General features: G+C 44.5%; 12 protein-coding genes. 7 read left to right on the top strand and 5 right to left on the bottom strand.

Going from position 1 to position 14857, the window contains the following annotated elements; all coding sequences use genetic code 11:
• Positions 1-63: 63 nt before the first annotated feature.
• The 3 genes from DWW23_RS07860 to DWW23_RS07875 all read right to left on the bottom strand — a co-directional run bounded on the left by DWW23_RS07860 (position 64) and on the right by DWW23_RS07875 (position 2919).
• On the bottom strand, positions 64-1077 hold the full coding sequence (locus DWW23_RS07860) for an N-acetylmuramoyl-L-alanine amidase (protein ID WP_122352730.1): 1014 nt from the start codon (positions 1075-1077) through the stop codon (positions 64-66).
• 359 nt (positions 1078-1436) lie between these two features.
• Positions 1437-2258: a hypothetical protein gene (locus tag DWW23_RS07870; RefSeq protein ID WP_122352732.1), complete on the bottom strand. Its 822-nt coding sequence runs from the start codon at positions 2256-2258 to the stop codon at positions 1437-1439.
• A 100-nt stretch (positions 2259-2358) separates the two neighbouring features.
• Positions 2359-2919 (bottom strand): NUDIX hydrolase, encoded by a 561-nt coding sequence (locus tag DWW23_RS07875; protein WP_122352733.1) that lies wholly within the window; start codon positions 2917-2919, stop codon positions 2359-2361.
• 240 nt (positions 2920-3159) lie between these two features.
• Here DWW23_RS07875 and sucC point away from each other — a divergent pair, with 240 nt between their 5' ends.
• From sucC to DWW23_RS07905, 6 genes are all read left to right on the top strand, one after another.
• On the top strand, positions 3160-4299 hold the full coding sequence (gene sucC / locus DWW23_RS07880; RefSeq protein WP_122352734.1) for an ADP-forming succinate--CoA ligase subunit beta: 1140 nt from the start codon (positions 3160-3162) through the stop codon (positions 4297-4299).
• Positions 4300-4315: 16 nt separating this feature from the next.
• Entirely contained in the window at positions 4316-5182 is an 867-nt protein-coding gene (gene sucD, locus DWW23_RS07885; RefSeq protein ID WP_122352735.1) for a succinate--CoA ligase subunit alpha, read from the top strand.
• A 65-nt stretch (positions 5183-5247) separates the two neighbouring features.
• Complete coding sequence (locus DWW23_RS07890) at positions 5248-6699, top strand: hypothetical protein (protein ID WP_122352736.1); 1452 nt, start codon at positions 5248-5250, stop codon at positions 6697-6699.
• Positions 6674-8059 (top strand): GDSL-type esterase/lipase family protein, encoded by a 1386-nt coding sequence (locus tag DWW23_RS07895; RefSeq protein WP_122352861.1) that lies wholly within the window; start codon positions 6674-6676, stop codon positions 8057-8059. The genes DWW23_RS07890 and DWW23_RS07895 overlap by 26 nt, the downstream gene beginning before the upstream one ends.
• Positions 8049-9578, top strand: coding sequence for an MBOAT family protein (locus tag DWW23_RS07900; protein ID WP_122352737.1), 1530 nt, complete (start codon positions 8049-8051; stop codon positions 9576-9578). The genes DWW23_RS07895 and DWW23_RS07900 overlap by 11 nt, the downstream gene beginning before the upstream one ends.
• 24 nt (positions 9579-9602) lie before the next feature.
• A complete protein-coding gene (locus DWW23_RS07905; RefSeq protein ID WP_122352738.1) occupies positions 9603-11216 on the top strand; it encodes an energy transducer TonB in 1614 nt (537 codons plus the stop codon).
• Between the two features lie 42 nt (positions 11217-11258).
• Here DWW23_RS07905 and DWW23_RS07910 read toward each other — a convergent pair whose 3' ends face one another.
• Both DWW23_RS07910 and DWW23_RS07915 read right to left on the bottom strand, forming a co-directional pair.
• Complete coding sequence (locus tag DWW23_RS07910; RefSeq protein WP_122352739.1) at positions 11259-12530, bottom strand: mechanosensitive ion channel family protein; 1272 nt, start codon at positions 12528-12530, stop codon at positions 11259-11261.
• Positions 12531-12611: 81 nt separating this feature from the next.
• A complete protein-coding gene (locus DWW23_RS07915) occupies positions 12612-13772 on the bottom strand; it encodes an AraC family transcriptional regulator (protein WP_158583167.1) in 1161 nt (386 codons plus the stop codon).
• Positions 13773-13961: 189 nt separating this feature from the next.
• Between DWW23_RS07915 and DWW23_RS07920 the strand changes: the two genes are divergently transcribed.
• Positions 13962-14711 (top strand): DUF4469 domain-containing protein, encoded by a 750-nt coding sequence (locus tag DWW23_RS07920; RefSeq protein WP_122352741.1) that lies wholly within the window; start codon positions 13962-13964, stop codon positions 14709-14711.
• Positions 14712-14857: the final 146 nt, after the last annotated feature.

A 14857-nucleotide genomic window follows, 5' to 3' on the forward strand; every position in this document is an offset into this window, starting at 1 on the left:
AAGGTACGATTAATCTGTGGATTAATCGGTATTTCAGAGGCTAATAATTCATTGCCAAGGCATTTATTTCAGCTTTTTCTTGTAGCGTTTGTAGTCAGTGACAAAACCCTCGCACAACCAATTTGCCAAAGCCTGGCGGTTGTCACTGAGAATAAACCGCTTTTGGTCGAAACTGTTTTGTATGTTGCCTAATTCGACAAATACGGAAGGAGGTGTTGTTTTTCTTAAGACGAACAATCCTCTTTGACCGACAGTGCCTGTGAATCCGCGACCGGGCTGGTGCCGGTTGTATTTATGCTCGAAGGTGGATTTCATGGTCTTTGCCAAATGTTTGCTTTCAGAATTTTTGTCCTGATAATAGAAGAAAACATCAGTCTGATGACTTTTACTACGGCTGTCGATATGCATAAAGATAGCGCGTTTGTAAAGTTCTCTATCCTTTTTGAACAGCGAGTTGATCTTTTCGCTCCGTTGTTCGAGGCGGCGTACCTGGTTGAATGGGATCGGGGCACCCATGCATGTTTCACGCTTGGTGTTGTTTAGGAAGCGGTCATTGCGAATGCCATCTTTGGCATCCTGGATGATGATATGCACTTTGGCACCCCGCATAAGCAGATTACGTGCCAAGCGCAACATGACGTCGTAGGCATATTCGTCTTCGTGAAGTTCGACGTTCCCCATTTTTCCGATGGCTCCGGGGTCGGGGCCGCCATGTCCGCTGACCAGATAAAAGCAACAGCCTTTCAATTCGGAAGAGGTGACTTGGTATTGGGCTAATTCTTTGCCGAATAAGGGCTCGTAATTAGGCTTCTTCGCAGTTGTAGCCGCCGCGCCCTTTAAAGGCGGCAAATGGTATTTAACGCCCATTTTCAGCGAATTACCACTGCCGAGCCTGGTCTTGTTCAATTTGATAAATTCATCGTGATACTCTTTCCCTACACGGTTATGACGTTTCAGGAAAAGGGTAATTCCTTCTCCACTTTTAGGAAAAGCTTTTTCTTGGGCAATGATAGGCTCATTGAATATAAAGAGCGCAACTAAGACTGATAGTATGAGCGTTATTTTTTTTGCAAACATGTTTTCCGGATATAATGCGGTAAAGATAAAAAAAGATGTTGAATAACAGAAATGTCGAAAAAGAAAATGGCAGGAAGTTTTTGCTCTCCGTGGCTCTCACGCACGTGTGTGTACGCGTTGCTGTTGCTGTTTTTTATGGCAGATTTGCTAATATGCGCTTGTTTTTGGATAAATGCCTTAATAATCGTTTTTTTTCTTTGTGTATTTTCTCAAAAATAAAATTTTCATCTTTGTTTGTGCAGAAAAACATACATTCGGGAGAAACTAAATTTTCTTCCGAATGAAATTCAAATTCCTCTCGGAAGAAATTAAAAATGGATTCGAATGGGATTTTATCAGATAAAAGCTTATTGTATTATTTAAACTTTAACATACCCCAATTTCGTATACCGTATATTTCGGGATGCATAATGTTTGATTACCTTGGCAGAGCGTATATATAGTTTTTCTCCGACCTGGTAGGCATGGTCGGAATTGCTTAATTTTCCGCTTTCCAGGCTACGGTCGGTTGCACGGATAGTAAAGAAAAACAGATTTTCCGAATCATCGGCCGCAATGATCTTTTGATCGACATAAAAGTGGGTCGTTCCCCGGATCACACGGGTTTTATAAGGATTGTCTTCTATCTTGATACGGCGGATAGTAAGATGCAAATCAGTCAGTTTCTCGTCTATCTCTCCGACAAAGCGGCTTACCGGCATTTTATGTATTCGGGAAGTATTGAGATCCTGATAAACCCATGAATAAGTGGCCGCAAGCTCTTTGAAGCGCCTTTCACTTTGAACGTGTGCCTCGTATTTGTTGGCTATCCAGGTGACATATTTAGGGTCGATCAAGGCTACTTCAAACAGATGATACCCCCGATATTTGCCGAAAGAGATCATGTCGTCGGCATTGTGTGAGATGGATTCGATGCGTATCTTGACCGTTAGTTTGACAAAAGAGTTTGCCACGGCTTTCATTGCTTTCCCGACCGAATTAATGGCATTGACGTCCAAGGTAGAAAGGAATATATTAGGATGATATTCCGCCGCCGGGTTATAGAACCAAAGCGTATAATAGGCTGTCTTTTCGTTAGGTAAAAGAATGTAATATACGCCTTTATCCTCATTTCTTCCTTCATTAAACATGTTCAGTTTATCAAGGACAAATTGTTCGATATAATCTGAAATGTTGCTCATAACTCATCCTCCTCATATTCTTCCCTAACAAACATAAGAAAAAAGAATGAATTATCCTAATAAATCTCCGATTAATACAGGGCGATTTGTCCTTTGAAGGTCAGAGCAGATGGTTTTCTGCCACGTATTTCCAAAGCGGGGCAGCATGTATGGCCTGTTTGATCTGATCTGTTTTTAATAGTTCTAAAACATCTTCGAGTGTGAGGATATGGACCGTCAAGTCTTCTGTGTCTTCCAGATGTTGAGCAGTGACGGGTTCGACGTCGGTTGCCAGAAAGCAATGAGTCAGATTGGTATGTGTTCCCGGGTTGGCCGAGATCACCATATATTCGTTCCAGGAACCTTTGCCGAAGCCTGTTTCTTCCAGGAGTTCACGTTGAGCGGAAACGAGGGGAGAGCCGTCTTCTTTTTCACATACGCCGGCACAAAGTTCATAGGACGTTTCTCCCAGTCCATGGCGGTATTGGCTGACAAAAACGAATTTTTTATCTTTCGTGATGGCAATCACATTGATCCATTCGGGATATTCAAATACGAAATATTCGGGAATCTGATTGCCGTTGGGCAGTTCGACCCGTTCACTCCGTACTGTCAGCCACGGTTTGCGGTGAAGATAGGTACTTTCAAGCACTTTCCATTTTCTCTCTTTCAACTTTTCCATATCAGCTAATTCTTATTTTATTGATCGCGATGGGCTTTCTTTCGATAAAGCCTTGCAAAAGTAACGTATTTATAAATTGATTATTATAAAACAGGGGAAATAAAGAATGTGTTTGTATCCGGCGTCTACAGGGCTTTTATGCTGAAAAGCAGTCTGATATATCCTTTTACTTCAACAACTTCTTCGTTTATTTGAATGTTATTAGAGATGAGAGAATAAATTCCACTAAATTATTACCAGATGAAGATACACGAATATCAGGCAAAGAAATTCTTTTCAGATTATGGAATTCCGGTAGAACGACACATCCTGTGTAGTAAGCCGGAGGAGGTTACGGCAGCGTTCAGCCAGCTCGGAAATGAAAAAGTTGCGATCAAAGCGCAGGTTCTGACCGGAGGAAGAGGAAAAGCCGGAGGTGTTAAACTGGCTGGAAATGCTGGGGAAGCCTTACAACATGCTGAAAGTATTTTGGGTATGACGATCAAAGATTATCCGGTTACCCGCGTGATTGTCAGCGAAGCGGTAAATATTCATCTCGAATATTATGTCAGTTTTGTTATCGATCGTAATTCGCGTTCGGTTGTTTTGATGATGAGTGCGGAGGGAGGCATGGATATTGAAGAGGTGGCACGCAGAAGCCCGGAAAAAATATTTCATTTCAGGATCGATCCGCTGATCGGAATCCCGGATTATCTGGCTCGCCGGTTTGCTTTTACTTTGTTCGCTAGCAGTGCACAGGTAAACCAGATGGCAGCAATTATACAGAATATGTACAGGCTTTTTATTGAGAAAGATGCTTCTCTGGTTGAGATCAATCCGTTGGTAATGACCCGGGAAGGAGTTTTGATTGCTATCGATGCCAAGATGACTTTCGATGATAATGCATTGTATCGTCAGCCCGGTGTTTTATCTTTGTTCGAGCCAACCGAGGAAGAAAAGACAGAAACACAGGCAAAGGAAAAAGGATTTAGTTATGTACATATGGATGGCGAGATCGGCTGTATGGTGAATGGTGCCGGACTGGCTATGGCTACGATGGATCTGATCAAGTTGTATGGCGGAAATCCGGCCAATTTCCTGGATATCGGAGGTAGTTCCAATCCTGAAAAAGTGATTGAGGCAATGAAACTTCTTCTGAAGGATAAGCAGGTGAAAGTGGTGTTGATCAATATTTTCGGCGGAATTACCCGGTGTGATGATGTTGCCTACGGCTTGCTGAAAGCTTTTGAGCAGATCGATACAGATATTCCGGTGATTGTCCGATTAACCGGAACGAATGAGGCGGAAGGACGTGACTTGTTGCGCAATACACGTTTCAAAGTAGCTGAGACAATGGGAGAAGCCACCCTGATGGCTGTTGAAGCATCTAATAAACAGTAAAAAGGAAAAAATCATTATGAGCATATTAATAAATAAATCGACCCGAGTGATCGTACAAGGAATAACCGGGCGTGACGGACTTTTTCATGCATTGAAAATGAAAGAATATGGCACTGATGTTGTTGGCGGGACTTCGCCGGGCAAAGGTGGTACTCTTATCGAGCATATCCCGGTTTTTAATACAATGTATGATGCTGTGCAGCAGACACAGGCGAATACTTCCATTATATTTGTTCCGGCCCGTTTTGCAGCAGATGCCATTATGGAAGCGGCTGATGCAGGGATAGAACTGATCGTTTGTATAACGGAAGGAATCCCGACACTCGATGTTATAAAGGCTTATCGTTTCGTTCAGTTAAAAGGAGCGAAGCTGATCGGTCCGAACTGTCCCGGACTGATTTCTCCGGGTGAGAGTCTGGTAGGCATTTTGCCTGGAAAAGTTTTTACAAAAGGTCATACAGGGGTACTCAGCCGGAGCGGAACGCTTACTTATGAGGTGGTTTATCATTTGACCGCCAAAGGTATGGGCCAATCTACCGCGGTCGGAATGGGCGGCGATCCTGTGGTCGGACTTTATTTCCGGGATTTGTTGGAAATGTTTGAAAATGATCCGGAGACACATTCGATCGTGATGATCGGTGAGATCGGCGGCAATGCAGAAGAGTTGGCTGCCGAATATATTCGTGAGCATGTCACCAAACCGGTTGTCGGATTTATTGCCGGACAGTCAGCTCCGCCCGGGAAACAGATGGGGCATGCCGGAGCAATCATCTCCGGAGGTTCAGGCTCTGCCGTAGAGAAAATACGGGCTTTGGAAGAGGCCGGAATCAGGGTGGCCAGCGAGCCTTCTGAAATACCGGAACTTTTAAAAGTCTCTTTCTAATTCTGAAACAATACACGAACATACCAACTTTATCTTTATCTTTGCACCTTCGTAAGAATGAGTAAATGAATAAAGAAGATAATTTCGGCAGATTACTGGCTCTTTTGCTAATTACGCTTTGCATCTGCCTGGGACTATATTATCTGCCGGACAGAATGTTCGGTCAGAAGATAAAAAAGGTTGACTTACTTTCGGATTTACGGGTAAAAACGCAATCGCTGTCTATGGACTTGCTGCGTAAACAGCTCGAACAGCCGGATACACTGGAAATTGATTCGGTGGCTTTGCGCGATTCGATCATCCGTTCGACGGGGATTGACTCGGCGGCATTGGCTTTACGCGATTCCTTGTATAATGTGATGTATTCCGTTCAGGGAGCCGATTCGCTTGGTACGCATATCGAAGATTATTCGGTAGGGCATATCGGTTTGAAGCGTTTCTTTACGGCGTTGAAGAAACGGGATAAGTTGGGCCGGCCGGTACGTGTTGCCTTCCTGGGTGATTCGTTCATCGAAGGTGACATTGTCGTTGCCGATTTGCGTTCAGCCTTACAGAAAGAGTTTGGAGGACGTGGGGTTGGTTTTGTCCCTATTACTTCCGTTGCCGCTCAGTTCCGTCCGACGATCGAACAACGTTCGGAAGGTTGGCATACATGGTCGATGCTGACTGATCATGAACATGGTTATACACTTTCCGGTATGATGTTTGAACCTAAAAAAGAGGAAAAGGTCACCGTCTCTCTCAAAACAACTAACCGTTATCCTGAACTGGAAACAGCTTCATCGTTGAAATTCCTGTATGAACAGAATACGGGGACACGGATGAAATTGCACTATAACGGGGAACCGGATACGATCAATGAAATATTACCGCCAACGACAACAATCACTCAATATGTGCGTAAAGGAAACTTCACCGAAGCAACTTTCTCTTTTACCGAGACGGAAGGTTTCCGGGCTTTAGGTGTTGCTTTGGAAGATAATTCAGGAGTCGTGGTAGATAATTATTCGTTACGGGGTAATTCCGGTATGATCCTGAACCGCCTGGACAGTTCGCGTTGCCAAAGCCTGAACGAGGTACGGCCATACGATCTGATTATCCTACAATATGGACTGAATGTGGTGAGCGATAGTGTACTGCATTATGGCTGGTACGATAAACGTATGGTGGAAGCAGTCCGTCACGTACAGGCTTGTTTCCCGGAATCGGATGTTTTGTTGCTGGGAGTTTCCGACCGTAGTCATCAGGAAGACGGGGAGTTTGAAACGATGCCAGCCGTATTGGCTATGCTTCATACCCAGCGGCAGATCGCCCGTAAAGTCGGTATCCCGTTCTGGAATACTTTCGGTGCCATGGGAGGCGAGAACAGTATGGTCCGTTTCGTAGAGAACAATTGGGCAAGTAAAGATTATACCCACCTGAGTTTCAGGGGAGGACGTGAGATAGCCACAGCATTATTCAATGCGTTATTATTAGAAAAGGAGTTTTATGATGAAGCAGACAAAGTGGTTAATTAATTTGTCGGTTTTGTTGGCGCTGATTGCAATCACCGTCGGGGCGAAAAATCTTTCGCCTTCCCGTGTTGCGTTGCAGGATGATACTGCTTTGCCTGATACACTGGCTGTTTCGGATACGGTTGCTTTGCCTTTTGCCTCTTATAAAATGGGAGCTGCTATCGATTCTGTTCTGTTGTCGGAGGCTGACAGTTGTGTGAGTGACTACGCTCCTTTACATAATTTTTTTGCGGCACTCGATTCTCTGCGTGCAGGGAAAGATACAGTCGTCACGATTGTTCAGTTAGGCGATTCCCATATTCAGGCAGGTCATTACAGCGGGCGGACCATGCGTCTTTTGCAGCAGCAGTTCGGTAATGCCGGACGTGGCTGGATCGCTCCGTTCAAGTTAAGCAAGACGAATGAGCCGGATGATTATTTTATTTCCTCTGTTATCCGGGAATGGGTGGCCGGACGTTGTATCCAGCATAACAGGAAGTGTCCGATCGGACCGGGAGGAATTGGTATTCAATCCGTATCTCCGTCCATTAATTTGGATATAAGTATGGCGCCCAACAACGGAGCCGGTTATTCATTCAATCAGGCTGTCATCTATCGTGGTGAAAAGTCCATGCCGATGTTGCCTGCCGGAAAGATGAAGGATTCGATAGAAACGATTTTAAGCCAAACGGCTTGTGCTCCGGGTGTGATTACCGATACTTTCCGTATCTCCGGCCTGATCGATACGCTACAGTTACAAAGTACCCGTCGGAAACAAGGGACAGACAAACTGTTGCCTGCTTCTTCTTTCAAAAATCTTTATTATGGTTTCAATCTGACTAACGGCCAGCCGGGGATTCTTTATCATTCGGTAGGAGTAAACGGTGCTATGTATGTGAATTACACGGATGAAGATTATGTCCGCCAGCTAGCCTTGCTGAATCCGTCGTTGCTGATTATTTCTTTGGGAACGAATGAGACTTTCGGCAGACGTTTTAACCGGAGTGAGTTTGCCGGACAGATTGAAACTTTTATTTCTTTGGTAAAGAAACAGATGCCGCATACTGCGATCTTGCTTACTACGCCTCCGGAATGTTATAAACGGGTGTATGTGAATAAGAAACGTACGTATGTACGCAATGAAAATACAGAACGCGCCGCTAAGGCTATTGTCGATGTGGCCCGTCGTGAAGGTGTGGCCTGCTGGGATTTATTTGCTGCAACAGGAGGTAAGAGCTCGAGTGCTAAATGGCATAAAGCCGGATTGATGGGGAGAGACCGCGTTCATTTTACTAAAGAAGGCTATCAGGAGCAGGGAACTTTATTGTATCGTGCACTGATGCAAACCTATAACCGATATATAGCAGATAACAATGTTCGATAATATTGATTTGTCCAAACTGGGAGATGTGCTTACCTACCAGCACAATGCACCGATACTTTTTAGTAGCGGACTGTTTTTCTTTCTTTTCATCGGATTCCTGATCATATATATGTCACTCAGGAAGCATTTGCTGGCCCGTATTATATATGTGACACTGTTCTCCCTTTATTTCTATTATAAGAGTAGCGGATTCTGGTTTTTCCTGTTGTTGTTTACGGCGACTTCCGACTTTTGTATTGCACAGGGAATATATCACACGGCGACCAAATGGAAACGTAAGCTGTTGGTCGTCCTTAGCTTATGTATAAATCTGGGATTGCTTGGTTATTTTAAATATTTTAATTTCCTGCTGGAGATCATCGCTTCTGTTACACGGGAGTTTGGTTATCAGTTTGGAAATACCTCCTTGCAAAGTGTGACTTATCAACCATTGGATATTTTCCTGCCTGTCGGTATTTCATTCTTTACATTCCAGACGATCAGTTATGTGATCGATGTGTACCGGGGAAAGATTACACCATTGACACGTTGGATCGATTATGGGTTTTATGTATCGTTTTTTCCTCAGCTGGTGGCAGGGCCGATTGTTCGTGCCCGCGATTTTATTCCTCAAATTTATAAGAATCCGACTGTTACCCGTTCTGAATTTGGGGAAGGTTTATTTCTGGTTCTGTGTGGCCTGTTTAAGAAAACGGTGATTTCCGATTATATCAGTTTGAACTTTGTAGATCGTGTTTTTGATGCGCCGTTACTTTATACCGGGGTGGAAAATCTACTAAGTATTTACGGGTATGCTTTACAGATTTATTGTGACTTTTCCGGTTATTCGGATATGGCGATCGGTATCGCTTTATTATTGGGATTCCGTTTCAATATGAACTTCGACTCACCTTATCAATCGGCAACTATTACTGAATTTTGGCGTCGGTGGCATATTTCTCTTTCTTCCTGGTTGAAAGATTATTTGTATATTTCGTTGGGAGGGAACCGGAAAGGGAAAATCCGTACTTATATCAACCTGCTGATCACAATGCTACTAGGAGGCCTATGGCATGGTGCTTCCATGAGTTTTATCATCTGGGGAGCTATACATGGCGTGGCGTTGGCTATTCATAAGTTTATAATGGGGCGTTTCAGTAGTTTTAAACCGTTGGGATCAGAAATGAAACCCTGGCGCAGAGTGTTGGGGATTTTGATCACGTTCCATTTGGTATGTTTTGGTTGGATATTTTTCCGTGCCGACTCGCTGCAAACAGTAAAAGAGATGCTTACGCAAATCTGTACAAATTTCCATCCGGAAGTATTTACACAGTTTGTTACTGGTTATAAAGGCGTTTTTATATTGATGATAATCGGTTATGTATTACATTTTATGCCAAAATCGGCCGAGAATGCTTTGCAGGGTGTCGTTACCCGCTCTCCGTTATTGGTGCAGGCAGTCATCCTGGCGATTATGGTTTTCGTTGTGGTACAGTTCAAGAGTGCAGGTGTACAACCATTTATCTATTTCCAGTTCTGATGTAAACTAAATATTTCTATAATCATGAAAGCCACCCCGATTTTATATCTACTCCTGACTGTTTTTATCAGCGGAATATCAGGAGTAAAGGCGCAACAAAACAATTTGCCGGAAGAGCAACTTCGCTTACGGCAGGAAGTCAGACCTTATCTGGATAGTCTGATCATTGAGGAACCCAAACCAAATGATAAGGATATTTCTCTGTTCCGTCTGGAATCTGTTTTTCCGGTCAATAAACTGACTCGTTTTGGAACGGATAAAGGAAAGCTTACGGCTTTTACACCCGATAATCCCAAACTGAAAGGGCTTATAACCGAGCCTATTCCTTTGCTAGGCGGTGCCAGGATCAGTCTGATTTATTCTTTTGCTGATGATTATAAAAATACGGTCTCTATCGCCAGGGAGTATCGGTTTGAAAGTGTCCGGAAGACTGGTGAATCGGGAGAAGAAATGGCTTGCCAGTCTCTTTATCTGCATGTATTGAACGGTCTGCGTTTCTCCAGAATAAAAGTGGGAATGATGGATGTCGTATTGTTGCCTCCGGATAATGACGGGAAGCAGATAAATAATGTACCTAAATTGGGTTACCGTTCCATGAGTTTCAGTCGTGCGGATGACGATCAATATATGCTTACTTATTTGTTAAAAACAAATGAAGGTGTCTATAGCCCGATCGACCGTTCCGAGGGTTCGGACCGCACTTTCCCTGAATATATCGGTGGATCGTCCGCACAATTCTGGTTTATCCGGCAGAACATGGAATATCCGGAAAAGGCCGTCAGGGAAGAGGTGAGTGGAACTGTCCTTATTGCTTGTACGGTAGAGACTGACGGTTCGGTTACCGATCCGCATATTTTTCTTGGTTCGGAGCCGTTGCTGAATGATGAAGCGATCCGTTTGGTAGGTTTGACAAGCGGAAAATGGATACCGGCTACACGTAACGGAGAGAATATTGCTGATGAAAAAGTTATTCCTGTTACTTTCAATCTGAATGACGATGGAATAAAAGTGGTGCAAAATACGAAAAAAAGCAGTAAGAAGTTGCCGCTCAAAACGTACCTGTTCTTTTTAGCTATAATTGTCGTACTGATTCTTTATTTGCGGAATAAGTTCCGGAAAAAAGAGGCAAAACCAGATCCGGCTTTACGTCCTAATATATCTGTCAGCAATGATAAAATAGTGATCGTTGCCGGACTGGAGGAGGCTGATGTGGAACAGCTGTTACGGGTATTTACCGACATATATAATAGCCGTCGATATGATGCGATCATTCGTATCCATCCGATGGGGAAACAAGTGTTTGCATTGACTTTCCCGTATGATATCAGCTGGGAGCTTTTTATTGAGTTGATGGATCATCTGGTTTATTTTGATGATAGTGAGCATAAAGCGCAGATCAGAGCGTGGCTGACTTTACCGAAAGAATGCGAACCGGCTGGCGGTGAACATGCGATGTTATTCTTTAAAGAAGATGATAATGATTTTGAACCGATCTATGTCACAACCCAATATAATCGTTATTGGAAAATAGACTATGAAGCAGAAGCCTTGAAAGAGGCAGAAGGCGGTGAGGAATATGTTAAGCCTCCATTCGCTTACTACGAAATTGTACAAAAGAATTTTATAGAAATTGATTGATATAAAAAAGGGACTTACATAAAAGTCCCTTTTTGTTTACGCTTAGTTTGCAGTTTCAATCCTCAAATGACGCAGATCCGAACCTGACACTTCCTGGAAAACCTGTAAATCGAATTCCGGTAAAACAGCCAGAATATGATCGAATACATCAGACTGAATGCCTTCGTAAGGAATCCAGACAGTTGTTGCTGCAAAGAAATATAACTCCATCGGTATTCCTTTTTCTGTCGGTTGCAATTGGCGTACCATACACGTCAGATCCTTGTTCACATCAGGGTTGCTTTTCAGATAATTTACCAGATAAGCACGGAAAACACCGAGATTGGTTTGACGGCGTCCGTTCACTTTGATGGAGCCGTCTATATTATGTTCTTTGTTATATCTTTCCAGTTCTTGTTGCTTAGTATCGATATATTCGGTCAGTAAGGATATTTTACGGAATTTATCAAGCATTTCCGGTGTACAGAAACGTACGCTGTTCATATCGATATTGATCGAACGTTTGACACGTCGCCCGCCTGATTCCTGCATGCCCCGCCAGTTTTGGAAAGAGTCGCTGACGAGCGCATAGGGTGGTATCATAGTGATCGTATTATCGAAATTACGTACTTTGATCGAATTCAGCGTTACTTCTATTACGGTTCCGTCGGCCCCGTATTTAGTCATCGTGATCCAGTCCCCCGGACGGAGCATGTCATTGGCAGATAACTGGATACCGGCAACAAAACCAAGTATCGTATCTTTAAAAACCAACATCAGGATAGCAGCCGAAGCTCCCAATCCGGCAAATAGTGTAGCCGGTGATTTTCCAATCAGGATACTGATGATAATGATGAACCCGACAAAGAATACAAGCACCTGAATGATTTGTACAAATCCTTTCAGCGGTTTATTCTTGAAGGCTTCTTTCCGGTTGTATATTTCGAGGAGCAGATTTAATGCCGCATTGATAAAACGCAATATGACAGCTACAATATAGATACTGCAGACCATTTGAAGAATGCCAAGTAATGTTGGCATTTCAGCCCTTGGAAGTGCCAGCGGGAGCATGATATAAACCAGAATGGCCGGAATCAGGTGCATCAGCTTGTTGATGATCTTCCGTTCCACGATCAGATCGTCCCACTGGTTTCTGGTTCTTTTGGCGAAGCGTTTGAATAATCCCAGAAAAATATACCGGCAGGTATAATCGATACCGACAGTTACTGCTATAACGAGAAGTAATACGATCAGGTTATCCCAGATATTAGCCGAGTCGCGTACTAAACCCCATTTAATCAAGTAACTGTTAATCCATTGTTGTAATTCACTCATACATGTTTCGTTTAGATATTTCCTATAAATACAATACAAAACTAATGAATAAAAGTTCAATATGAAAATGGTAATGTTGTTTTACTCCCTGTTTTTGCGATAGTTTTGCGGCGACATCCCGATGATGGTGGTGAACTGCCTATGAAAATTACTGCGGTCTGAAAAGCCCACCATTTCAGCGATACCCGATACTGATTTATCCGGATAAATCAGAAGAAGCCGACTGGCTTCTTCTATCCTGAGTCTACTACGCCAGTTGCGGAAATCGCATTCCTCATGCGTATTCAGGTAACGGGAGAAATAACTGCGGTTGGTGCCCAGCTCTTCCGCCACATCACTCAGGTTCTTGCCCGTTTCGAGATATTTCTTGTCTTCGATCCATTGTTGAAGCCTTTCTGTAAACTGCTTATTATTGAATGCAGCCACCACATTCGAAGGATCTTTCTCTGCCGTATCCATAACCACTTCCGGCATGATGCCGATGTCTTCCGTATCACCCATCTCCACCGATAGAGCAGGAGAGGGCAACGCTATACCACGCAGCACATAATGGAAAACCGGCACGTAATTACAGTACTTCACTGCAAAGTAGACATAAAACACCGTATATAAAGGTATAAAAAAATGATAGTAGAACGAACGCATAAAAGCCCCGACAAGCGCCAGGATACCGATTGTCAATGCCATGTAGAAACACCGGTTGATCCAGTGGAGCCGTCTGTCCTCGTCTTCGGCATAGAAGTCTGACAACCGGCGGATACCTTCCCCATAAATCTGCCGGAATTTACGCACATACCAAACCAACTGCCCCACGTATCCCACCAGACACAGCCGGAATATCACGGTATGAACCATCCCCCCGAAACCGAACAAACTGATAAGCAATACGGCAGAAACCAACGTTATCACCCCGAAATGCACCCCCAGCAGGTGGCGGGTAATATAATCGGGACGTATCAGCGCCATCAGTGCAAAGGTGAAAAGAAACGCCTGAAAACCAGCGATCACCAGTGTAAAGGAACTGACCATCGCCCCTTCGGACGTCTCGTTCTGAAGGAATATTTCGAGGATGCCCAACGACGCCAGACTCAGATAGGCAGCCGCCAGTACACGCCGTGAAAAGCGGTAGACCGTGAGGCCTTTTTCTCCCGGAACATTCAGCAACAGCTGAAAGCCGTAGGCCATGATTACAACCGACGAGAGAAGCGTTAACAACAAATAATGTGAAATCTGTAGAGGCATCTGTTTTATGTTTGCCGCAAAACTAATCAAAACCCATGGCATTCCTATCATTATTGTTGTCTAAACATCAAAATTCATGGTGTTTTACGTTTTGACAACTTGCCGTCGCGTCCACTTCCCTATTTTTGATACGGTTATCACCCCAGCATTGAACGGTGGTACGTGAACAACGACAACAAGAACGATCATATGACAAACTTCATTCACTATTGGAAAATGCATTTTCGTCCCACCCCCTTCGGCAAAGAAGGCAAAACGGGTTACATTGCGCAAGTCCTGTCCGGCAAAAACACACTGCGCAACGATGACATCGTTCGCGGCATCCTTTCCGACGGATGTGAGATCAAAGCAGAAACCATCAGCGACATTATAGCACGCTACGAACAACGTATCCGCCACGAACTGACACTCGGCAACCGCGTGCTGACCGAAAACTGCCAGTTCACTCCCAGCATACAAGGCCTCTGGAATACCACCACCGAGCCCTTCGACCCCCAGACGCACACCTGTTCCGTCGCCCTCCGCCTCACGCCCCTCATGCGCAGAATGCTCCGGCAGATAGGCGTCGAGATCGTCGACAACCGCTACCGGACAGACTCCCTCAGCATCACCCGCATCACCGATGCCGCCACCGGACGCACCGACGGCTTCATCACTCGCGGCGACGACGTGGTGTTGGAAGGCGAAAAACTGAAAGTGACCACCGACGATGCCGACGCAGGCGTTTTCTTCCGCAACACTTCCACGCAGGCCGAATACCGCGTCAGCCGCCGCCTGACCCGCAACATGCCCTCCGAGGTCGTTGCCCGCGTCCCTGCCGACCTGCCTCCGGGAAGCTACACGGCGATTATCCGCACACGCTACACCGGGTCGGGAGGCGTAACTCTCAACGAATGCCGCGAGATTTGCAGCCTCGGAAATCTGAGAGCAGAAGAATAGCAACATTGCATCACCCGTTGCGATACCCTCGCATCAGCTGATGCAAAGACGTCGCAACAACTGATGCAGATATCTCGCAGCAGCTGATGCAAAGACGTCGCAACAACTGATGCAGATATCTCGCAACAGCTGATGCAATACTTATA

Origin of the sequence: Parabacteroides sp. AF14-59, from assembly GCF_003479515.1 — a bacterium.
Lineage (GTDB): Bacteria > Bacteroidota > Bacteroidia > Bacteroidales > Tannerellaceae > Parabacteroides > Parabacteroides faecis.